Origin of the sequence: Bradyrhizobium sp. 160, from assembly GCF_023073735.1 — a bacterium.
Lineage (GTDB): Bacteria > Pseudomonadota > Alphaproteobacteria > Rhizobiales > Xanthobacteraceae > Bradyrhizobium.
In genome coordinates, this window is the sequence record NZ_JADPKD010000054.1 from 40620 (window position 1) to 61339 (window position 20720).

Annotated in this window: 19 protein-coding genes; 7 read left to right on the plus strand and 12 right to left on the minus strand. The window is 63.0% G+C overall.

The features are described 5' to 3' along the window. Nucleotides 1–130 precede the first annotated feature (130 nt). Nucleotides 131–1081 carry a DUF6492 family protein gene (locus tag IVA98_RS19905; RefSeq protein WP_247305029.1) on the plus strand — a complete coding sequence of 317 codons (951 nt, stop codon included), beginning with the start codon at nucleotides 131–133 and terminating at the stop codon, nucleotides 1079–1081. A gap of 110 nt (nucleotides 1082–1191) precedes the next feature. Here the strand turns inward: IVA98_RS19905 and IVA98_RS19910 are convergent, their stop codons facing one another. Further along, entirely contained in the window at nucleotides 1192–2259 is a 1068-nt protein-coding gene (locus IVA98_RS19910; RefSeq protein ID WP_247305032.1) for an endo-1,4-beta-xylanase, read from the minus strand. Then, nucleotides 2256–3344, minus strand: a complete 1089-nt coding sequence (locus IVA98_RS19915) for a glycosyltransferase family 1 protein (protein WP_247305035.1) — start codon at nucleotides 3342–3344, stop codon at nucleotides 2256–2258. The genes IVA98_RS19910 and IVA98_RS19915 overlap by 4 nt, the downstream gene beginning before the upstream one ends. 262 nt (nucleotides 3345–3606) lie before the next feature. Here IVA98_RS19915 and IVA98_RS19920 point away from each other — a divergent pair, with 262 nt between their 5' ends. Further along, a complete protein-coding gene (locus IVA98_RS19920) occupies nucleotides 3607–5043 on the plus strand; it encodes an oligosaccharide flippase family protein (protein ID WP_247305038.1) in 1437 nt (478 codons plus the stop codon). 276 nt (nucleotides 5044–5319) lie between these two features. Further along, nucleotides 5320–6873 carry a L,D-transpeptidase gene (locus IVA98_RS19925; RefSeq protein ID WP_247332822.1) on the plus strand — a complete coding sequence of 518 codons (1554 nt, stop codon included), beginning with the start codon at nucleotides 5320–5322 and terminating at the stop codon, nucleotides 6871–6873. Between the two features lie 28 nt (nucleotides 6874–6901). Here the strand turns inward: IVA98_RS19925 and IVA98_RS19930 are convergent, their stop codons facing one another. From IVA98_RS19930 to bufA1, 5 genes are all read right to left on the minus strand, one after another. Beyond that, a complete protein-coding gene (locus IVA98_RS19930) occupies nucleotides 6902–7714 on the minus strand; it encodes a class I SAM-dependent methyltransferase (RefSeq protein WP_247305044.1) in 813 nt (270 codons plus the stop codon). Nucleotides 7715–7929: 215 nt separating this feature from the next. Then, a complete protein-coding gene (locus IVA98_RS19935) occupies nucleotides 7930–8439 on the minus strand; it encodes a DoxX family protein (RefSeq protein WP_247305047.1) in 510 nt (169 codons plus the stop codon). Then, nucleotides 8439–9218, minus strand: a complete 780-nt coding sequence (locus IVA98_RS19940; protein WP_247305050.1) for an HvfC/BufC N-terminal domain-containing protein — start codon at nucleotides 9216–9218, stop codon at nucleotides 8439–8441. Before IVA98_RS19940 ends, IVA98_RS19935 begins: the two co-directional genes overlap by 1 nt. After that, complete coding sequence (gene bufB / locus IVA98_RS19945) at nucleotides 9208–10122, minus strand: MNIO family bufferin maturase (protein ID WP_247305053.1); 915 nt, start codon at nucleotides 10120–10122, stop codon at nucleotides 9208–9210. The genes IVA98_RS19940 and bufB overlap by 11 nt, the downstream gene beginning before the upstream one ends. Nucleotides 10123–10167: 45 nt before the next feature. After that, the gene (gene bufA1, locus IVA98_RS19950; RefSeq protein ID WP_247305056.1) at nucleotides 10168–10473 is read right to left on the minus strand and encodes a BufA1 family periplasmic bufferin-type metallophore; all 306 of its coding nucleotides are present in this window, start codon (nucleotides 10471–10473) and stop codon (nucleotides 10168–10170) included. Between the two features lie 219 nt (nucleotides 10474–10692). Between bufA1 and IVA98_RS19955 the strand changes: the two genes are divergently transcribed. Then, entirely contained in the window at nucleotides 10693–11277 is a 585-nt protein-coding gene (locus IVA98_RS19955; RefSeq protein ID WP_247305060.1) for a HutD/Ves family protein, read from the plus strand. A gap of 114 nt (nucleotides 11278–11391) precedes the next feature. Next, nucleotides 11392–12576, plus strand: a complete 1185-nt coding sequence (locus IVA98_RS19960) for an adenylate/guanylate cyclase domain-containing protein (protein ID WP_247355367.1) — start codon at nucleotides 11392–11394, stop codon at nucleotides 12574–12576. A gap of 44 nt (nucleotides 12577–12620) precedes the next feature. Here IVA98_RS19960 and IVA98_RS19965 read toward each other — a convergent pair whose 3' ends face one another. The 3 genes from IVA98_RS19965 to IVA98_RS19980 all read right to left on the minus strand — a co-directional run bounded on the left by IVA98_RS19965 (nucleotide 12621) and on the right by IVA98_RS19980 (nucleotide 14290). Next, nucleotides 12621–12917: a hypothetical protein gene (locus IVA98_RS19965; RefSeq protein WP_247305066.1), complete on the minus strand. Its 297-nt coding sequence runs from the start codon at nucleotides 12915–12917 to the stop codon at nucleotides 12621–12623. 157 nt (nucleotides 12918–13074) lie between these two features. Beyond that, a complete protein-coding gene (locus tag IVA98_RS19970) occupies nucleotides 13075–13254 on the minus strand; it encodes a hypothetical protein (protein ID WP_247280810.1) in 180 nt (59 codons plus the stop codon). 667 nt (nucleotides 13255–13921) lie between these two features. Further along, entirely contained in the window at nucleotides 13922–14290 is a 369-nt protein-coding gene (locus IVA98_RS19980; RefSeq protein WP_247280808.1) for a rhodanese-like domain-containing protein, read from the minus strand. A 192-nt stretch (nucleotides 14291–14482) separates the two neighbouring features. Between IVA98_RS19980 and IVA98_RS19985 the strand changes: the two genes are divergently transcribed. Then, complete coding sequence (locus tag IVA98_RS19985; protein ID WP_247305074.1) at nucleotides 14483–15280, plus strand: adenylate/guanylate cyclase domain-containing protein; 798 nt, start codon at nucleotides 14483–14485, stop codon at nucleotides 15278–15280. 310 nt (nucleotides 15281–15590) lie between these two features. Here the strand turns inward: IVA98_RS19985 and IVA98_RS19990 are convergent, their stop codons facing one another. Next, nucleotides 15591–17003 (minus strand): OpgC domain-containing protein, encoded by a 1413-nt coding sequence (locus IVA98_RS19990; RefSeq protein ID WP_247355368.1) that lies wholly within the window; start codon nucleotides 17001–17003, stop codon nucleotides 15591–15593. Between the two features lie 547 nt (nucleotides 17004–17550). Between IVA98_RS19990 and IVA98_RS19995 the strand changes: the two genes are divergently transcribed. Beyond that, nucleotides 17551–18213, plus strand: coding sequence for a response regulator (locus tag IVA98_RS19995; protein ID WP_247280805.1), 663 nt, complete (start codon nucleotides 17551–17553; stop codon nucleotides 18211–18213). Here IVA98_RS19995 and IVA98_RS20000 read toward each other — a convergent pair. Continuing rightward, entirely contained in the window at nucleotides 18208–20328 is a 2121-nt protein-coding gene (locus IVA98_RS20000; RefSeq protein WP_247305081.1) for an MASE1 domain-containing protein, read from the minus strand. The two genes, IVA98_RS19995 and IVA98_RS20000, sit on opposite strands and share 6 nt — an antisense overlap. Between the last annotated feature and the right edge of the window lie 392 nt (nucleotides 20329–20720).

Genomic DNA, 20720 nt, shown 5'->3' on the forward strand with positions numbered 1-20720 from the left:
CGGGGCATTGAACGGGGTTCCAGGCGGATGGCGAATGCTTCGTTTCATTTTACCTTGATTCCGTTTGTGAGTTTGCAGCGTCTCCCAGCGCGGCTATGACTGCGGCCCGATGGCCCATTTGAGCGCGCCCATGCATTCCGTTGCCCTGCTGACCGCCAGCTACGCCAAGGATATCGAGCGCTTTTCGCTGCTCAGCGAGAGCATCGACACCTGGCTCTCGGGATACACGCGGCATTATGTTCTCGTTAACGATGAGGACGTGCCGCTGTTCGAGCGGTTTGCCTCCGACAAGCGCGTGATCGTTCCGGCCTCGCGTTACCTGCCGAAATGGCTCTTCGCGCTCCCGCCGGCTCTCCAGTTCATCAGCAGCCGGCGCGTCTGGCTCTCGCTGCTCTCGTCACCGGTGCACGGCTGGCACATCCAGCAGATCCTCAAGATCGCCGGCGTTCTCAACGCGCCGGAGCAGCGCGTCTGCATCCTGGATTCGGACAATCTCTTCTTCCGCGAATTCGACGTTGGCCAGTACGCCGGCGGCGAGAAGACGCCGCTCTTCGTTACTCCAAAGGCGATCGGCGCCGACCACCCGTTGCATGGCCTGTGGCTCCGCACCGTCGATCAGCTTCTGGGTATCGAGGAGCGCTCGTTTCCGGCAGACGATTATGTCGGCAACGCGCTGGTCTGGGACAAGGACACTGCGCGGGCGATGACCGGCGCCATCAAGGCGGCGACAGGACTGAACTGGGTCCTGGCGCTATGCCGCAAGAAGAAGTTTTCCGAATACCTGCTCTATGGTCATTTCGTCGCGAGCTCACCCGCGCATCTGGCTGCGCATCGGGTCACGGAAAACAGTATTGCGGTGTCGCACTGGGACGACACGCGTCTCGACCGTCCGGCCATCGAAGCGATGATGCGCGCGGCCTCGCCAGAACAGGTCGCGCTCTGCATCCAATCCTATTCGTCGACTTCGATCGTCGACATCCGCGAGGTATTCCGGTTGAATTCGCGCGACCAGCGCGCGCCGAGCCTGTCGCCTGACCTTATGGGCGAGGCTGCAGCATTCGAGGTGCCGAAAACGCGCTAGAACATGATCCGACCCCGAAGGGCGGCGTTCGCGCAAAATGTGCAGCGGTTTTTCCTCGCGACAAACGCGGAACGCGTTTGCGCGGAGATCATGCTCAAACGATAGCGCGCTCAAGCATCCTTCGTGAACTTGCTGATGACGTCCATGAACGGCTTCGGCTTGAACTCGCCGTCGAGCGGCAGAGGACGGTTCGGCTGCTTGTCCTTGCGCGCGAAGGTGCCGTTGATCCAACTGTAGCGATCCGAGATGCCCCAGGTCAGGATCGAGCGCACCGGTCCGCTGCTTGAGATGGCCGTCAGCAGATCGTCGACGCGCTTGGCGACGATGGCGTCGCGCTCCGCCGGGCTCCCCGCGAGCTTCTGATCGTCGACATCGAGTTCGGTGACGAGCACCTCGAGCCCCCAGGAACGCAGCTCGGTGACGAACTCGGCGAGCCCGTGTGTGTCGATTTCGAGCTCGGCATGCAGATGCGATTGCAGTCCGACGGCGTGAAGCGGAACGCCCTGGTCGAGCAGGTCCATGATCAGGTTGCGGTAGGCCGTGCGCTTGGCGATGAAGGAGTCCTTGGCCGATTCGATGTCATATTCGTTGATCGCGAGCTTGACGAAGGGATCGGCCGCGGCGGCGGTGCGGAAGGCCAGCGGAATCCAGCCGTGACCAAGATGCTGCGTCCAGAACGTGTCGCGCCGGTCGGTGATCTTCTTCGGATTGTCCGGGATCGGCTCGTTGACGACGTCCCACGACGTCAGCTTGTTCTTGTAGTAGGATACGACGGTGCCGATGTGATCGACGAAGGCGCGCTCGACGCCCTTGCCGTCCTTGATCTGCTTGGTCCAGTCGGGAATGTCGTGATACCAGGCAAGCGCGTGGCCGCGCATCGTCAAATCGTTCGCCTGCGCAAAATCCAAGATCGCGTCGGCACGCTCGAAAGCAAATGTGTGCGCATCCGGCCGCAGCATCGGCCATTTCAGCTCGAGCACCGGCACCACCTGAGTGCAATAGGTGCTGATGGCGTCCCCAAGCCGAGGATCGGCTTGCAGGTCCCAGAGCGTGGCCGCAGCGCCAAAGCCCGGACGGCGCTGGGCACGCTTCGACGCCGGCACTGCAGACGCGGATGCCCCCGCCGCGAGCGTTGCGGCGCTGCCGAGCAAGAATTCGCGTCGGTCGAGCCTAGTCACGCGTGAGGCTGCATCGCCGCTTTGGCGATCTCGTAATAGTGAAGCGCGCCCTTCTCGAGCGTCAGATTGTCCAACACATAGTCCCGCGGTGCGAAGTCCCCCGCGCCGACGTGTGACCAGAAGCGGGCCCAGCCGGATCCGAAGCCATCCGCATCCGTGAAGGTCATGCCGCAGCGCGCGTCGAAATAGGGGACCGAGGACACGCCGCCCTCGTACCTCACCTTGTGCGGAAAATATTTCGGATCCTGCCACGGCCCGCCGCGATCCCAGGCAAAGACCGGCACGCCGCTCGACAGCGCCTGCTGGCAGGCGATGCCCTGGCTCTCGTGCTCGCACAGGAAGACCATGCTGCGGCAGCGCGCCAGCGCCGCCTTGTAGTCGTCCTCCCTGTAATGGCCGTAGCGGATCACTTCGACAGTGCGGCCGCTTGCTTCGAGATGCCTGCGGATCGGCTCGATCAGCTCCGCCTCGTAGCGCCCGTAATCCCAGCGGATCTTGTCGTAGAGCAGCACGTCGACGCTCTTCTGCTCGGTTGGCGCTGGTGTCCACAAATCGGTCTCGATGCCGACGGGCCAGGCGCCGACATGGGGCCAGTGCGGACGGAACATGTCGGCGTACCAGGCACATGGCACCAGCACGCGCTTCACGTTGAGATCCTTCAGACTCGCCGGCGCATCGAGCGGGTGGTCGTACATGGCGACGCCGAGCAGCAGCGGGTTTTTCCACTTGAACCAGTCGAGCACGAACGGCCGGCCGATGATGCAGGCCAGTTCCTCGGGGTGCTTCTGGATGTAGCGATAGTCGTTGACTCGGTAGCGGATGCCGAGCCGATCGAGGCCCGCACACAGATTGAGGAGCACGCGCCGCTGGCCGCTGATATAGGACTTGCCAACCAGCAAGCGCCGCAGCAGCGGCCGGAGATGGCGGTCACCGGGAAACCAGCGGTCGTCCCGTTCTTCGAAGAAGAGGTTGAGGACCATCCTGTCGCCGCCAGCGTTGCCGGAGGTTGCCGGCACAAGCGGCGCGTCGGTGCCGCGATGCGGCCGAGAGGCCGGCTTCGCCCGTGCTTGTTCCGCAACGTCCATGTCAGTCACATCAGCACATCGGAGGAGTCGGGGCGACGTTGCGATATCATTGTTTCTTTTCCGTGATCCCGCCGGCCCGTTCAAGGACAGGGCAAATTTAACGCTAACGCGCGATAAGCGCGCGATTGCTCCATTCGCGGTCCGATTTGCAGACTTATGCGGCTATCTTGCCGGCGCCAGCGCGCCGTCCGATCGCTCCACCAAAGTCCAAGTGTTTTAACGCTTCGTTAATCCTCACGGCCGTTACCGGTCCCGAGTCCGCATGCTGAATCGCCATTTCTCCATTTATCTCGTCGCCTACATCTTGCCTGCGGCGGTGGGGTTCTTCGCGGTTACGGCCTACACACGGTTGCTGACGCCGGCGGAGTACGGCGTCTATGTGGTTGGCATCAGTCTTGCGGGAATCCTGGGCGCGATCTTTTTCGCCTGGATCAAGCTGTCGGTATCCCGCTATCAGGCGATCTCGGCGGAAGTGGATTTTCGCGGCACGGCGATGGTCGCCTTTGCGCTGACGGCCGCGGTTCTCTGCGCGACGACCCCGCTGGTCTTCCTGTTCCGAAGCGACGTCAGCATCGAGCTGCTGATCGCCAGCATGTTCGTCGCGATCATGGCCAATGCGGTCGATGTCGGCCAGGAGTTCGAGCGCGCCAAGCTGCGGCCCTACCGCTTCGCGGCGATCTCGATCGTGCGCAGCGTGTCGAGCGTGGGCTTTGGGCTCGCCGGGATCTGGCTCGGCTGGGGTGGATTGGGGCTGCTCGCGGCATTCGGCCTCGGCTCGCTCGCCGGCATCATCCTGAATTTGGTCGGTGACCGCACCAAGATCGGACGTTTCCAGCGCAGCCAGTTCATGCAGCTGGCGCGCTACGGTCTTCCGTTGACGCTGGCCGGGCTTTCCGTTGCGGTCTACTCGGCCTGCGACCGTCTCATCGTCGCTTATCTGCTCGGCAACGATGCCGCCGGCATTTTTGGCGTTGCTGCGGACCTGCCGCGCCAGTTCATGGTCATGATCGCCTCCAGCGTTGCCGCGGCGACGGTGCCGCTGGTGTTCCGGTCGTTGTCGGAGAAAAACAATGACACGACGCGGGAGCGGCTAACCGAAAGCCTCGAGCTGCTGCTCGTCGTCGTTGCGCCCGTGGCGGTCTGGCTTGCGCTGGCGGCGGACCAGGTCGCCGGCACGCTGGTCGGCGTCGACTTCCGCGCAGGCGTGTCCGCGCTGCTGCCGACTCTGGTGCTCGCCCGCTTGTTCGGGATCGCCAATCAGTTCTATGTCCAGATCAGCTTCCAACTCGCCGAACGCCCCTTCATGCTGGCGGCACAGTCCTTCCTCACGCTGGTTGTCAGCGTGATCCTGATGTTCGCGCTGGTCGCCGGCTATGGCCTCTACGGTGCGGCGCTGGCGACTTTCGCGACCGAAGCGATCGGCTTCCTCGTGGCTGTCCTCTTGATGCATCGGGCCCACCCGGTCCCGTTCGACCTCAATCGCCTCGCCGCTGTTGCCGCTTCCGCTGCGGTGATGGCGGCCGCGATCCTGATCGCGCGATCGCAAGCGGGCGGCACCGGTCTCGGGTCGCTCATCGTCGTGAGCCTCGCCGGTGGCTTCGCTTACGCCGCCGCGGCGTGGCTGCTGAACGTCGCGAACGTGCGAACGTTGTCGCTGCGCCTCCTGCGAACGTTCAACCGGAAGGCGCTGGGCGTTTAGCGATCATGGCGAGCCTGACCCGCTCCCGGCATTGTCCCGTGCAGCTGAACCAGGTTAGCCGGACATTCTGCCGCAGCGATCGAGGCCGGCTTCGGGCCAGCTTCGGCCGGGGGCCGCCTTCCGCCGATGTGAACCGTCGTATAGGAGAGATTTGTCGCGGGAACGTGCCGAATCTCGCCACAGACGGAACGTAAGGCGGATGCGATTTCTTAATCCAGAGATAGCAATTTGACATTTGACCGACACCAGCGGACTGGCAGTTCGACCGAGGATGGCATGAAAAACCGATCGACGACGGCGCAATCCACCAGAGCGGTGCTGCGTCAGGGGCCTACCGGGATCATTGCGCTTGCGACGCTGGCCATGTTCGCGGCGGTGGCGCCGGCGACGGCTGCCAAGCAGGCCCGTCAGCCGGTCGAGGCGGTGGCGCCGCGCGTAGCCGGCGAGCCGATCATGGCGATCGTGTCGATCAAGAGCCAGCAGGTCACCTTCTACGATTCCGACGGCTGGATCCTGCGCGCGCCGGTGTCGACAGGCACCACGGGACGCGAGACGCCGGCGGGCGTCTTTGCCATCATCGAGAAGGACAAGGACCACCGCTCGACCATGTATGATGATGCCTGGATGCCGCATATGCAGCGCATCACCTGGAACGGCATCGCGCTGCACGGCGGTCCGCTGCCCGGGTATGCCGCCTCACATGGCTGCGTGCGGATGCCGTTCGGCTTTGCCGAGAATCTGTTCGACAAGACGTATATCGGGATGCGCGTGATCATCTCGCCGGACGATACGGTCCCGACCGCGTTCTCCCACCCTTCGCTTTTCATGCCGAAGCGGGAGGCCATTGCGGCGGCGCCGAGCCGTGCCGACAAGCTCTCCGCCGAGGCGGAGGAGGCCACCAGGGCCGCCGACGAGGCCAAGAAGGCGGCATCGGCAGCCGCAAAAGAAGCCGCTTCGCTGCCGGCGGCGCTGCGCAAGCTGGAACAGCAGAAGGCTCGCGCCGACGCCGAGCTCGCTTTCGCCGACAAGATGCTCGCGAACGCGAAGACCGATCAGGCCCGGACCAAGGCCGAGGAGCTGAAGCAGAAGGCCGCCGCCAAGGCTGCGGATGCAGCGACGCAGCTCGATGCCGCAAAGGCCGCGGCGCAGCCGAAGCGCGAGGCGGTCGCCGCCACCAAGGAGGCCGCCAGGGTCGCCGCGGCCAGGAAAGCCGACGCCGTGAAGGCGGCGACCGATGCAAAGCTCGCGCTCGAGCCGGTCTCGGTCTACATCAGCCGTGCGACGCAGAAGCTGTACGTGCGGCGAAACACCCACAAGCCGGCGCCCGATGGCGGCGGCGAGGTGTTCGACACCAGCATCGAGGTCCCCGTCACGATCCGCAACCCAGACCAGCCGCTCGGCACGCATATTTTCACGGCGATGGCGAGGACCGATACGGGCCTGCGCTGGAGCGTGGTCACGATCGAAAACGGCGACGAGGCGAGGGCCGCGCTCGACCGGATCACCATCCCGCAGGACGTGCTCGACCGTATCGCGCCGACCGCGTTGCCGCGCTCCTCGATCATCATCTCGGACGAGCCGTTGAGCAGCGAGACCAATTACCGCACCGAGTTCGTTGCGGTGCTGAGCAATCAGCCGCAGGGCGGCTTCATCACGCGCAAGCCGACCGCGCCTGCCATGATCGCGAGCGATGACGGCTGGGACAATGGCGGCAACGGCTTCGGCTTCTTCTTCCAGCGCGATCCGTACGTGCAACCGGTCAATCCGCGCCGGAGAGGCCAGTATCAGTATTACCAATCGACGCAGCCGGTGCAGCGAGGCTTTTGGTAGGGACGCCGAGATCGCCTGCGGCGCAGGCTTACGGCCGCGCCGTGATCACCAAAGCCTGAATCTTGGCTTCGACCGGTCCGGAGCCATGGCGCATCCGGATCGCCTCAGTGACCGCGTCAGTCGCCGCCTGAAGGTCGCCGCCGCTTCTTGCCTCGATCTCGCCGCGCAGCGGCGTGCCCTGGCAGTAGGCGATCGCCACGTCTTCCGCTGTTGGCGCGCGGCTGATTGCGGATCGCGTTTCGATCGAGACGCTGCCAAAACCTGCCCGTTCGAGATCGGCCCTGATGATCGCATGGTCGAAATAGCCGTGCGGTGTCCGGGCCATGAAACGCGGCGGATCATCGGGAAACAGCTTGGCCAAGGCGATCGTTGCATCGTGGGCGAACACGTTGTCCTCGATGCGGTCCCAGACGTTGAAGAGGAACGTGCCGCTCGGCTTCAAAACGCGCTTTGCTTCGGAATAGCCCTTGACGCGATCCGGAAAGAACATGGCGCCGAACTGGCAGCAGACCACGTCGAATTCCGCGTCGCCGAACGCAAGAGCCAACGCATCCGCCTGGCGCCAGACAATGCGGGCATCGTCCGCCTGACGCTGCGCTGCAACCGCGAGCATCGGCTCGCTGAGATCGGTCGCAACATAGCGGACGCTGCGCGGCAGCGCCGCCGCCACGGCGCGCGTCACCGCGCCGGTGCCGGCCGCGATCTCGAGCAGTACGAAAGGCGAGAGCGCAGCGACCCGTCTTGCGATGTCGTCGGCATAGGCGGCGAAGATCATCGGGACGAGATATTCGTCGTAGAGTTTTGGGACGGAGCCGGCGAAAATCTTGTCGGTGTCGGACATGCTTGCCTCGCTGAAGGTTCAGACGCGAGATCAAGCTACCATGGACCGCTAGCTCAGCGCGCAAGCAAAGATGTGAACCAGGCCGGTTTCCGCATCGGGCGCGCTCCAGGCGATGTCGGCCAAGCCGGCCATTCGTTCTACGATTTCGCGCCGTCGCACCGCGCAGACGCCCGCCGTCGATAGCGGGTTGAGCGGGATGTAAGGCGCGCAGCGTCCTATCGCGCGTGCGATCGCGCGCGACAGATTAGATGATCGAGCGAGATGTACCCGGGTCCGTAAGCCATGAGGGCGAGTGCCATGGCCGTCCAAGTGAGGTGAATCGGCCAGCCGTCGGGCACGGTGAGCTCGACGATGACGGTCATGAGCAATAATCCGAGCGCAGCGAACCGTGTGCCGAGACCCAGCACCAGCAGGATTGGAAACATGATCTCGCCACATCCCGACAGGAAGGCCATTACCGCCGGCGCAGGAAAGTGATAGGGCCCGCCGGGCAGGTGCAGCATGAACTCGTCGCTGAACAGCGTCACCGCGGTGTCGTTGAGTCTGAGGAAGCCGTCCCACTTGAGAATGCCCGAGCGCCAGAAGGGAACGGCGAGCGCCGCGCGCAGCACGAGCTGAACGAGCGAGGGCGCGGCAATCGTCCGTACCAGAGAGTTGGCGTTGTCGAGCAGCAGCCCAAGTGATGGCAGGGCGCTTCCCGCAGTCATGCGTTGATCGGTGATCATCATGCGTCTCCGAGAGCAAGCGAAGTGAATGCGCCAGCCTCGATCAGGCCGGTGATGTTGGAAGCGAGATCGAAATCGGGGCATGCATCCAGCGCCGACGCGGCGGCCCCGCCGAGTGGCTCGCCCGAAGCAAGGCGTTCGGCAAACACTGCGCCGCCGGGCGGAAGGCGACGCACCATAACGTCGAATTCGGGCCGGGTGATCAACGCGTCTTCCAGCGTCGACGCGTCAATGCGCCCGATCGGTGCGTCATCGCGGTTGGCGGCAAAGATCGTCACTGCCGAGAAGGACGAGCGCACGATGCGCAGCGCCGGATGCGCGATGAAGACTAGATCGGCCAACCGTTCCGAGGCGAAGGCCGCCAGCGCAGCGGCCGACAACGGCGCGGCGTCCTGCGCATGGTAGGCATCGAGCCACGCCCGCTCGATGCGTGCAACATCCGCAAGCCAGGGCATTGTCTGCGCATACTCATATCGTGTGATGAAGTCGGCAAACTCGCGGCCATATTCGAACAGCAGCGGGGAAGTCGGGGGGCTGCTGCAGATGTGGAAGCGCGCCATGGCACGGAAGAAATCAGGACCGGTGATGCGCTGCACCGCCGGATAGATCGCGGCGAGGGCATCGATCAGGCTCACCGTGACATTGTTGCGGTAGACAGCGTAGCGCTTGCCGGCGGCCTTGCCGTTCGGACCCGCCACGATCGCGGGCGCCGCCCGCGTGGGGTCCAGCAGTCCCGGCGTAAAGGCGGCGGCAAAGGACAGGCCCTGCTCAGGCGGCATGACGGTCTCCCGCAGTTGCAGTCTTATTGCAGCGATCGAGGATTGCCTGTGCGGCGGCGGCTTCCGCCTGCAACACCGGCCAGTCCGGAATCTTGCTATCCCATTCGATCAGCGTCGGCACGCCACCGCGGCGCCGGATGACGATCTCGAATAGCTTCCATACGGCATCCGCGACCGGGCCGTCATGGCTGTCGATCAGCAGCAGGTCGCCTTCGTCATCGGCCTGCTCTGCGTGGCCGGCGAGGTGGATCTCCCCGACGTGCGCCAGCGGAAATTCCGCGAGGTACTCAAGCGCGGAGAATCCGTGATTGGCCGCGGATACGAAGACGTTGTTGATGTCGAGCAGCAGCCCGCAGCCGGTGCGTTCGGCAATGGCGCGGATGAAATCGGTCTCGCTCATCGACGATTCGCGAAAGGCGACATAGGTGGACGGATTTTCCAATAGCAACGGACGGCAGATCGCGTCCTGCACCTGGTCGATGTGGTCGCAGACGCAAGCCAGCGTCGCTTCGGTGTAGGGCAGCGGCAGAAGATCGTTGAAGAAGCTGGTCTCATGCGTTGACCAGGCAAGGTGTTCGGACACCAGCGCTGGTTGGTAGCGAGCTACCAAATCTCGGAAGCGGGCCAGATGCGCCTTATCGAGCGGCTGGGGTCCGCCGATCGACATGCAGACGCCGTGCAGCGACAGCGGATGGTCGCGGCGGATCGCCTCCAGCGCGCGATGCGGCGGGCCGCCCGCGCCCATATAGTTTTCGGCATGCACCTCGAAGAAGCCGCATTGCCGGCCCGTGCTCAGGATGGCCTGGAGGTGCTCGGGCTTGAAGCTCGTCCCGGCAACACCGCCGATGGGAGCGGAGTAGCGGAGTGGCACCGCAGACGCCTCGGGCACGATTGCCGTCGTCATGGATTCCTCCGCTCTTCACCGTTGTCGTGGGCGCGACGCGGTGCGTTAGACCGGCTTGAGCGAACCTTTCTTGCCGTTCGGCAGCTCGATGCTGGTGCAGGTGCCGCCCTGCACGAACTTCCAGGCGTTGCCCTGGAAATCGACGGTGGATGTGCCCTGGCAGCTCGTGCCCGGCCCCGCCGCGCAATCGTTCTGGCCCTTGAGCGCGACGCCGAAGCATTTTTCCTTTCTGGCGGCGACGGCCGCATCGGCCTCCGCCTTGGTCAGCGGACCGGCGGCGGCGAGGGTGGCGAGGGCGGTTGACACCGCGCCGGCGAGAACGATCGACGTGACGACGTGCTTGGCAGACATCGGAGTTTCTCCTGTTCGAAATGGCATCGCCTGGCAGGCGAAAGCGCATAATCTCCTTCGCTCCGCGCGCAGCCCGCGTTACTGCGCAGCTGCTCACGAATCCGTGAGACCGCTTGGATCTGGCGCACGAAGGCGCGCTTGGGTCAGAATTAGCGGGCAATCGGCTGTTCAAATCCAATGCGGTTGGCAAAATCCGCCCAGCACGGGCATGATGCGGATATGAAAGCCATGCTGCTCAAGCCCGAACACTACACCCGCTCGCCGTGGAAAAACGGCGGCGGCGTTTTCACCGACATCGCGGATGCCCATCGCGCTGACGCACCAGTGAAGGATTGGGACAGTCTGCTCTGGCGCTTTGCCAGTACGCCTATCGTTACGCCCGGTCCGTTCTCCTACATGCCCGGCATCGACCGCCTCCAGATGGTTGTCGGCGGGCGCGGGCTGGTGCTGAAGTCGCCTGCGCAGGAATTCGATGAACGAGAACCTTTCACGACTGTGCGGTTCGCCGGGGAGCTCGAGATCGTGACCGAGCTCGAGGCCGGTCCGGTCGAGGTCGTGAACCTGATGGCGCGGCGTGGTGCGGTCGAGATCGAGCTCGAAGCGCTCAGGCAGGCCGGCGATCGACCGTTGTTTGCCGGCACGCATCTGGTTTACGCGGTTCGGGGCGATTGCCGCATCCGTCTTGGCGGGGAGCGTTTCGCGATTTCCGATGGCGGCACGCTGAAGGTCGAACTCACCGAGCCATCGAGCCTCGCGCTCGCATCGGGTTTGGCGGTGTTGGGGTCGATCCGGATCGTCGGCTAGATGGCGCCTCCCCAAACGGCGGCTGCGCACAAACCGGGCAACTGGCCAGGTTGACGCCGTCGCGCCGGAGCAAGATATCTGCCCGATGCAGACCGCCGCTCAAAGGGGCAGAATATGGACGCGCCAGACATTCACGCCCCCGCCACGCAAACCGACAATGTCGTCGACTGGTTGACCAACGGCACGCGCGACGAGCGCTTCGTCGATAACATCTTCGCGCAGATGTGCGTCCGCCTCCAGCAGGCCGGCATCCCGCTCAAGCGGTCGACGCTTCACATCCTGATCCATCACCCGCAATGGCTGGGAGCTCGGATGATGTGGTCCGACGGGATGCGCGAGGCGGAGATTGCACTTGTCGACTACGACGTTCGCGAGCGCTCCGAATACATCGGCAGCGCCAACGAGATCCTTGAAGGCGCCGCCGAGGTGCGCGAGCGGCTGGAGCAGGATCGTTCGCTCGGCCGCAAGCACGCGCTCTACGACGAGATGCGGGCGCGAGGCCTGACCGATTATGTGGCCTGGCCGCTCTACCACACGCTCGGCAAGCGCCACCTCGTCACCTTCGCCACCGACCGTCCCGGCGGGTTCGACGATGCGCATATCGCCGGCCTGAAGAAGCTGCTGCCGGTGCTGGCGCTGGTCAGCGAGATCCGCGTCAAGAACCGCCTGGCGCGCACGCTGCTCGAGACCTATGTCGGCCACCATGCCGGCGAACTGATCCTGGCCGGCGCCACCAGGCGCGGTACCGGCACGACGGTGCGCGCCGCGATCATGATCTGCGATCTCAGAGATTTCACAAAAATCTCGGACAATTGGCCGCGCGATGACGTCATCGATCTCCTCAACGACTATTTCGACGCGATGTCCGAACCCATCGCACGGTATGGCGGCGAGATCCTAAAATTCATCGGCGACGGGCTGCTCGCCATCTTCCCGCTCAGCCAGCCCGACGCTTGCGCCAACCTGCTCCATGCCGTGGCCGAAGCCCGCAAGGCCATGGCCGCGTTGAACGAGCGGAACAGTGCGACCAGCCGCGCGCCGCTCAATTACGGCATCGGCGTCCATGTCGGCGACGTGATGTACGGCAATATCGGTTCAACCAGCCGACTCGATTTCACCGTGATCGGCCCCGCCGTCAACATGGCCTCGCGCTTGGAGGCGCTCACGAAGCAACTCGGACGAACGGTGCTGCTGTCGCGCGCCTTCGCCGAACTGGTGGAGAAGGAGTTCACGCTGGAGCATGTCGGCCAACACGAGGTGCGCGGCTTCAGCGACCCGATCGAACTGTTTGCGTATTAGGGGTGAGCGGCGAACCGCGCCGGCTGAATTGGACCCAGCGGCGGCTATTTGCGGTTCGCTCCGGTAGAGCCGGAGTTCGGCATGGCCTGCTGACCGCCCTGGGTTTGCCTGGGGTCGTTGTCCCCTGGCCGGGTCGTTGATGACTTGGCCGGCGCGCTCGCGCCGCCGCTGTTGTTATCCGATGACGTATTAAGGCCCGAGGCGCCGGCCCCGGTCGTGCCGCCTGTACCGGTAGAATCGATGCTCGACCCCGTCCTGGACGCACCCGCGCCGCCTTGCGCAAGCGCGATGGATTGAGACGCGAGCGCCGCAATGAGCCCTGCGATGACGAGTGCTTTCATGTCCGCTCCTTCGAAGCCAGGCAGCCCCGGCCCGGCGGTCCGGGGGCGGGGGTCGAGCCGAGGCCGCCATTTGCCGGAATTTGTGGAACCCCGGCGGCAGGCCAATGCGCGGGAACGCGGGGCGTTCCTATTCCCGGTTGGCTGCGAAGCAATGCCGCTAGGCCGACCAGCGATCCTGCTCTTCCTGGTGAGCGTGCTCGTTCAGGCGGTCGGCGATTTGATCCGCAATCTGCTCCGACTCGGCCGAGGCGACGGGGTCGCCCTTGTGTGTCTTCAATTTGTCCTTGTCGGCTTCGATCGGGAAGTCGTCAGGGGTCAGTCCGGCTTCCTTGCTCATGGCGCGCCTCGTTGTGTCCAGAGTCCGGAAAACACGCGTGAAGGCTGATCGTTGCTATGAAGACAAGGGCCCCATTGACAGAGCAAAATCAGGCGCCGCCAACTGCCCGGATGACGGTCCCGCTCCCGCCGCAGGTGGCGCAGGGAGCGCCGTCAATGCGCCCCTTGCCGTGACAATCCGGACAAACATCTTCGCCGGTCCCGGTTGTTCCCCGCGGGGCTTCGTCACCGGGATTGAGCGTTGGCTGCGTCCCCGTCTTTGCGCTTTGCACGTCGAAAGCCTTCGCCTTGGTCATCTGCGCCTCCTCGAAAGGACTGCAACGCGCCTCGCCGTAGGAAGTGCCAATTGGTTGAGACCGTGCGAGCCGAGACCTCGGAATATCTCTCCCACCGGGAACAGCGCGATCGCATATGACAGCTGCGAGGGCACGGAACGTGCTCGGCCAGCATGGTTCGCCACGACCCGCTGAGCCGGCTCATCGCCATGTGGGTCCAAAGATTTGGCCGCAACCGAGGCCTCATCCTGAGCGCCTGCCGCCGGGACGACGTCGATGTCGGAGCCCGCCGAACCTGTGACGGCGAGCCCCGCCAGGGCGGCAGCGTCAGTCTATTCGGACATTGATTGTCTCTACGGCCGATCGCTCACGCGGCGTGCCGGCCGGTGATTGCTATTTTTCGACAGCCCCCGACCAGTCCTTGAAGCCGCCGACGTTGTAGACCTTCTCGTACCCCATATCCTTCAACAGCTTCCCGGCCAGGGCCGATCTGCCGCCAGACGCGCAGTAGAGAATGACGGTCTTGCTCTTGTCGAACGCCTTGTCGTGATACGGCGACTCCGGATCGGCGCGAAACTCCAGCATCCCGCGCGAGACATTCACGGCGCCCGCGATCTTGCCGCTGGCGGCAACTTCCGGGGCATCGCGAACGTCCACCACAAGCGTGTCGCCGTTCTTGATCATCTCGGCCGCTTGGTCCGAGGTGATCTTGGGGACTGCCGCGTTCGCGGCTTCTAGCATTTGCTTGACGCTTGTTGACATCTTTTCTCTCTCCCTTGCTGCCCTCGCATGAGGATAGCACATGGATTTGTGCTTCGCCTGCTCCTGACGGTGGGCGTCGGCCCCATGGATTCCACCGCGCCGAACGATGGCAAAGCCCTATTGCCGATGCAGGATTGTACGAATAGGCTCCGTCCCGAAAGCGCTCAACGGTCCTCGATCGGCCGCACATCCATGCCCAAATTCCTTCGCATCGGAGTCCTTCAGTCGAACGTATCCGGATACACCTCGAAGGCCTGGTGCATTCGGCGGGTCGGCTCGGCGGTCTTCCTGAAATGGGGCGCCGTGGAGGTCAATGGCGCCGGCGATGGGCGCAAGGTCTCCTGGTCGCGATCGCCGCAGGAGAAGACGATCCGTTGCGGCACGGCGCAGCGCGCGCAGGACTATGCCAAAGCAGCGATCGCCCGGCGCCGCAGCCATCGCTATGAGCCGCTGACCGGACCGATCGCGCTGCGGCGTCGGTCCGCCAACGCTGGCGCCGAGCTCAAGCAGGCGCTCGCCACAATTCTGATCGTCGATATCGTCGGCTCCACCGCGAAGGCTGCGAAGCTCGGCGATGCGCGTTGGACCAAGGTGATGGGCCATTATTACGCGGCCGTCCGCAAGGAGTTGAAGAGCTCGCGCGGCAAGGAAGTCGTGACCACCGGCGACGGCGTGCTGGCGACGTTCAAGAAGCCCGCCGCCGGCGTCAATTGCGCGACCGCGATTCAGAAAGCCGTGCGCACGCTGGGCCTCGAGATCAGGGTCGGCTTGCACGCCGGCGAATACACCATCAGCGGCGGCGAGATGGTCGGCCTCGCCTTCCACATCGGCACCCGCGTCGCCGCCAAGGCGCGCGCCGGGGAGGTTTTGGTGTCGAGCGCGGTGAAGGAGCTGATGAAGACGCAATCTGCGATCAGCTTGAAGGATCACGGCGTGCACCGGCTGAAGGGTGTACCGGAAAGGTGGAGGCTGTGGCGGGTGGAGGGGTGAAGGGACGTCTCGGCGGGGAGGCAGTTCGGCACTGTCACTGTAATTGCCGCTCGAGCGATAGAAATCAGGTCAGACGGATACGGAAGAGCACTGACTTGGTGGGCACCGAAATGCGAAACGGGCGACCAAGCGTGCGCTTTTGGTGGAGTGGCTCGGCGAGCACCGACAAGCTCATAATTTGGGTGATAGGCGCGGCGGGACCCGCCCCGGCAACCAGACCGTTATGAGCGGCCGGACGTGGGAGCGCGCAAAGGCCGAGCGCCGCGAGCGGGCGCCCGGCTAACGACCGTCGGACATGAGGAATGATCGCTCAGACTGGAATCGTCGCGGTTGCATTCTTGGCTGCCATGGCTGCAGGTCTCGCCACCGCCGCGATGGCATCCGCATTGAGCCGTACCAATTCGCCTGCGAGACGCGGCCCGTGGTCGGATTGCCGCTTCGCGACCTGGCAATCGCTGAGGCGATTCCGCCCGCCGGCCCATCCGAACCCGCGCAGTCCTCGGCGAAACGCCTCCAGGGTGCGCCAGCCAACGGTGCCCCAGGCATCCTGAGGGGCGCGCACACTCATTGGCAGTGCAATGATCGGCAGCGACCTGGGTTTGATCTTGATCAAGTTCAGCAGCGTCGCCGCCACGATCATCGTTAGGACGCCGCCGACGCTGAGCGTGATCTGCATCGCAAGCCCCTCCGATATGTCGAGCAAAGCCAGGAGACTGACGAGCGTAAGCAGAACGCCGAGGCAGAAGATTGGCAACGAGTTCTTGCCACAAAGGATGGCGCCGCGCATCACCGCAGTCCTCAATGCTTGTCGATTGGGTGGCACGAGCCATACCGCTACAACCGCAAGCGCCAAGAAATGCAATAGACGCAGCGGATCGAGATTCGATTTGTCGACCGGATAAGCCAACTTCGTCAGCCCCTGCGGTATCAACGCTTCCAGCGGCTTGATTCTCCAGCTCAATGCGATGACGAGGCTGAAGACCAGATAGAGAATGGCAGGCGCAAGCGCCATGCGTGACGTTAGCCAGGGGCGCACTCTTTCGCTTTCGATTATCACCCAGGCGCCAAGCACCACCAGCAGCTGCCAGGCCAGTGGATTGAAAGCCCAGTGGCCGTTCGGCCACGCCGGCAAGGACCAGCCGAACATATGCACCAGCGCATAAAGCGCCAGCGAGGCGCCAAGCGTCACGTTCGGCAGTCGGAGCAGCAACCACAACAACGGCGCGAACAAGAGGTGGAGAAGCACGAAGATCGGCAACACGTCGGTATTGACCGGGCGGTATTGCAGAATCGCCGCGTGCGCGAGCGTCGCGCCCGGCTGGTCCAGCAGAATGCGCGTATTGCTCTCGTCAGCAAGGCGTTCCACGCCAGCGATGTGGACTAGGATGGCGCAGGCGAGCGTGAGCAGCAGAAATGCGATATAAATGTCCCAGCTTCGCCGCAGCGTGCGGCGGATCACGCTGGTCCATCCCTCGCAGCTCCATACCTTGCCGTAGGCCAGTGCGCAGGTGACGCCCGAGACGAACATGAACACTTCCGCGGCATCGCTAAAGCCGTAGTTCCGCAGGGTCAGCCAGCTTCCAATGTTGTGGGGGACATGATCAAGAAAGATGCACCAGAGTGCGATGCCGCGGCAGGCGTCAATGCGCAGGTCGCGGCCGTTGGCTTTCAGTTCCGGCAGCGCGGCCGCCGATGGCTTCGGGGTGGCGGTTCGGTCATGCATCGGCTTGCCTCGTCCAGCGTGCGCGCACGCTTCAAGAGGAACGATCGACAGGAATCGAATCTGACAAAAAAGCGGCCTGCGGCGGGTTCGTGAAAGCGCAGCAGTCCCGCGTTGCTTCACACCGACCGGGCCACGACAGCAATTGAGACAATGGCCGCGCTGAGTAAAAAGCTGGTGGAGAAGCTGACTGTCGACATCATCGTTCAAGTGGCGCAGTGTGTAAACCGGTCGGAGGTCGGTACAGAGAGGTGCCTAGGTCCTATGACCAAGGTACCGGGCCGCGGCATCATTTGACGCCGGTCGGAATCGTGATGAGCAATTCATCGCTCGCGTGGACGAAGGCACCAGCGAACTTCGCGCTTCGCGGAGTCCGCTCTCCTTCGTTAGGATGTGTGCCGATTGCAACCATAGCACACAGCAGCCCTACGGCGCCTACTTTGAGTGCTGACGGCGAACCGCTGGACCAGAGATAGCAGATGGACGGTTTCGTAGCTGGGTGTATGATTTTTCATTGATCTCCGGGCGTCAGAAGACGGAGAGCATTTTTATGAAGGTACTTATTGTTGACGATCACACATTGATTCGCGAGGCGTTGCACGCTGTCCTGAAGGAATTGAAGCGAGAAGCCGTGATATTGGAAGCATCGAGCAGTCGAGAGGCCATGCACATCGTCGAAGAGCATCCCGATATCAGCCTCATTTTGCTCGACATCAATTTGCCTGACCGCGACGGCTTCTCTGTTCTCTGCGAACTGCGCCAGCGCTATGCGACGATTGCCATCGTCATTCTCTCGTCCTCCGATGATCAGGATACGGTCAGGCGCGCTTTCAAACTTGGCGCGCTGGGTTTCATCCCGAAGACCACGGAACGTGAAGTGATGCTCAACGCAATTGAGTTGGTGTTCTCCGGCGGAGTCTACATCCCCTCGAAGATTCTGGAGGAAACAGCGGGTCCGCGGTTCGCAGATAAACCCTTGGCTCGCGACTCGCTCAAGGGGCTCGGGTTGACCGACCGTCAGATCGACGTACTGGCGCTCCTGATGAAAGGAAAAAGCAACAAGGTCATTGCCAGGACGCTCAATATGGCGGTGCCGACGGTGAAGAATCACATCACGTTCGTTCTCAAGGCACTCGGCGTGGCGACGCGCACCGAGGCCGTCATAAAAGTCGGAAAAATGGGCTGGGAATGGCCGCCGAAATCCGAATCATGAAACTGCCCCGGTGCCTCTTTCACCATCATGATTCCTAAGGAGCTCATGCATGACAGCGCGGAGCCGCATAGGGTCGACGGGCTTGTGCAACAAAATGTATCCTCTGTCCCTAGCGTCCCGCAGAGGTTCAGCTGCGGTATCGCCGCTGATGAGAATGGCGGGAATTGACGAGCCAAACGCTGCATTGATTTGTTCAATAGCCCGGATTCCGGTCTTCCCGCTTGCGAGATGATAGTCCGAGATTATGAGATCGGGGCGTTGTTCGCGCTCGGCAAGCCGGACCAGTGCAGCTTCGTCGGATCCGGCGGCAAGAACCGAATATCCCCATTTGCTAAGCAATCCGCCCGTTCCCTCCTGCACGATCGGAGTATCGGCAATCACAAGAATTGCCTTGCCGTCGGCCGCCAAGGCGCCGGGGTAGGGTAAGTCGGCGGGCGCCGCGGACCTGACGCATTGATCGACTCTCGGAACCAGGATCGCAAATCGCGAACCTCGGCCCACCGTCGAAGCCAGCTCGATTTGATGGTTGAGAAGCAGGCGAAGCTTGTCGACAATCGCGAGGCCGAGGCCGAGTCCGCCGGACCGGTTCTGTTCTGAGCTAGGAACTTGAAAGAACTCGCCGAAGATATTCTGCTGTTGATCCTCGGGAATGCCGGGACCGGTGTCGCATACTTCGATACGCAACATCTCACCGCGCCGACGACATCCGACCAGGATCCCGCCCTGCAACGTATAGCGCACCGCATTTGATACAAGATTCAGCATAATGCGTTCGAGCAGCATCGCGTCGCTTCGCACCCAGGCGTCACTTGGCCTGACGCGTAGCCGCAGACCTTTCTTTTGCGTCGCCTGGTCAAACGCCGTCTCGATTTTTTGCAACAGGCGCCCGATCGGGAACTCGGTGATTTTGGGGGTAAGCATCCCGGCATCGAGCCTGGAAATGTCCAGGAGCGAACTGAACATTTCATCCATTTCCTTGCGGGTTGCGTCGACCCGTTCGATCGTTCTTGTCCTTTCCTCCGGCTTGAGCGGCGTGCGCAGCTGGGCGACGAACAAGCCCAACGCATGTAAAGGCTGCCGCAAATCATGGCTTGCCATGGCCAGAAAGCGCGATTTCGCTGCGTTGGCGAGCTCCAGTTCCTGCGTGCGCTCTGCGACCTTCTGCTCGAGTTCGACATGCGCGCGGCGCAGGTTTCCTTCCGCTTTCTTGCGGACTTCGACATCCGCGCTCAGCAGCAAGCTTGGAACGGTAATACTGATCAAGAACATCAACACCAGCAGGAATGACGCATTGCGATCTGGCGTCGCGAAGGGGCCGCCGCCCGTATGCGTTGCCCAAATCGTAATACCCGCAAGCACGAGGGCAACCGTTGCGGTATCGCGTGGACCGCGACGCAGGGCCGCCCATAACATGGGCAGGATCGCTAGAAAACCGAGTGGATCTCGGCCGGGCGTCTGCTCGATCAGGGGGCTGAAAGCAATGAGGCCAACAGCCGCCGCTGTCGCGAGGACCCCGGCCGTTTCCAAAAAATCGTGCCGGTTGAAGGCATGATGTTGGTTTGATGCCCACAAAACGATAACGGGGGTAATGACCAGTGCGCCGGTCACGTCTCCCAGCCACCAGGTGATCCACGCGTCCGCGAAATTCTTCGGCGCGATGTACCCGAAGAGTGCCAGGCTGCTCAGTCCAATGCTGGCGCTGATCGGTGTCGCGATCACGACGCAGATCAGGGTAAACTTTGCAACAGAATCAGGCGTTGAAAACGTCTCACACCCGCCTGACCACCGCTTGATGAGATACGCGCCGGCAACCGCCTCGAGCGAGTTGCCTGTTGCAATCGCAAATGCGGTGGCAACGGAGCCGGCCGTCGTCGCATTGGCGATCATCGCCGCCGCAAAAATTGCGGGCCAAATTCGATATCCCCACAACAGCACCGCCGCCAGCGCGACACCTGTCGGCGGCCAAATTGGCGTTGCGCTGGGATGGATAGAGGCGAGGGCAAGGCCGCCCTTCGCCGAGACGAGATAGATCGCTCCGATCACGACCAGACCGCCGACATAGCTGAGGCCGCGGTATGCATCCATGTCGAAAGCTACTGATCGTTGATCGGACATGGTCGGCGTCCGGACTAGGCAATTGGATCGTTCACATGACTGACTGTTGATCTCTTGGCCGAAAATCAAAGATCGCCCGCTCGATACGGCAGATGCGCTCAGATCGAAATGATCACCGCACTCTGCTGGCGACCCAAGAGACGGCGCGTGCGATGGAGGAGCATCCGGCCGACTTGCGGTCAATCCGTGCGGATCGCCTCACTACTAATGGGAGACGAACAGCCGCCGTTGCGCCCGGAGAAGTTCGCGCCGTCTTTTGTTCGCCCGAGCTTTCGGGGGACGCATCGTACGACGAAGACAGGCTCTCCGAAAGGCCTGGATTTGGACCCGGACAAAGTCGCTGTGTGCGACCAGGGCCTATCTCTCGTTGGAGTCTCGGGGCCAAACCACTT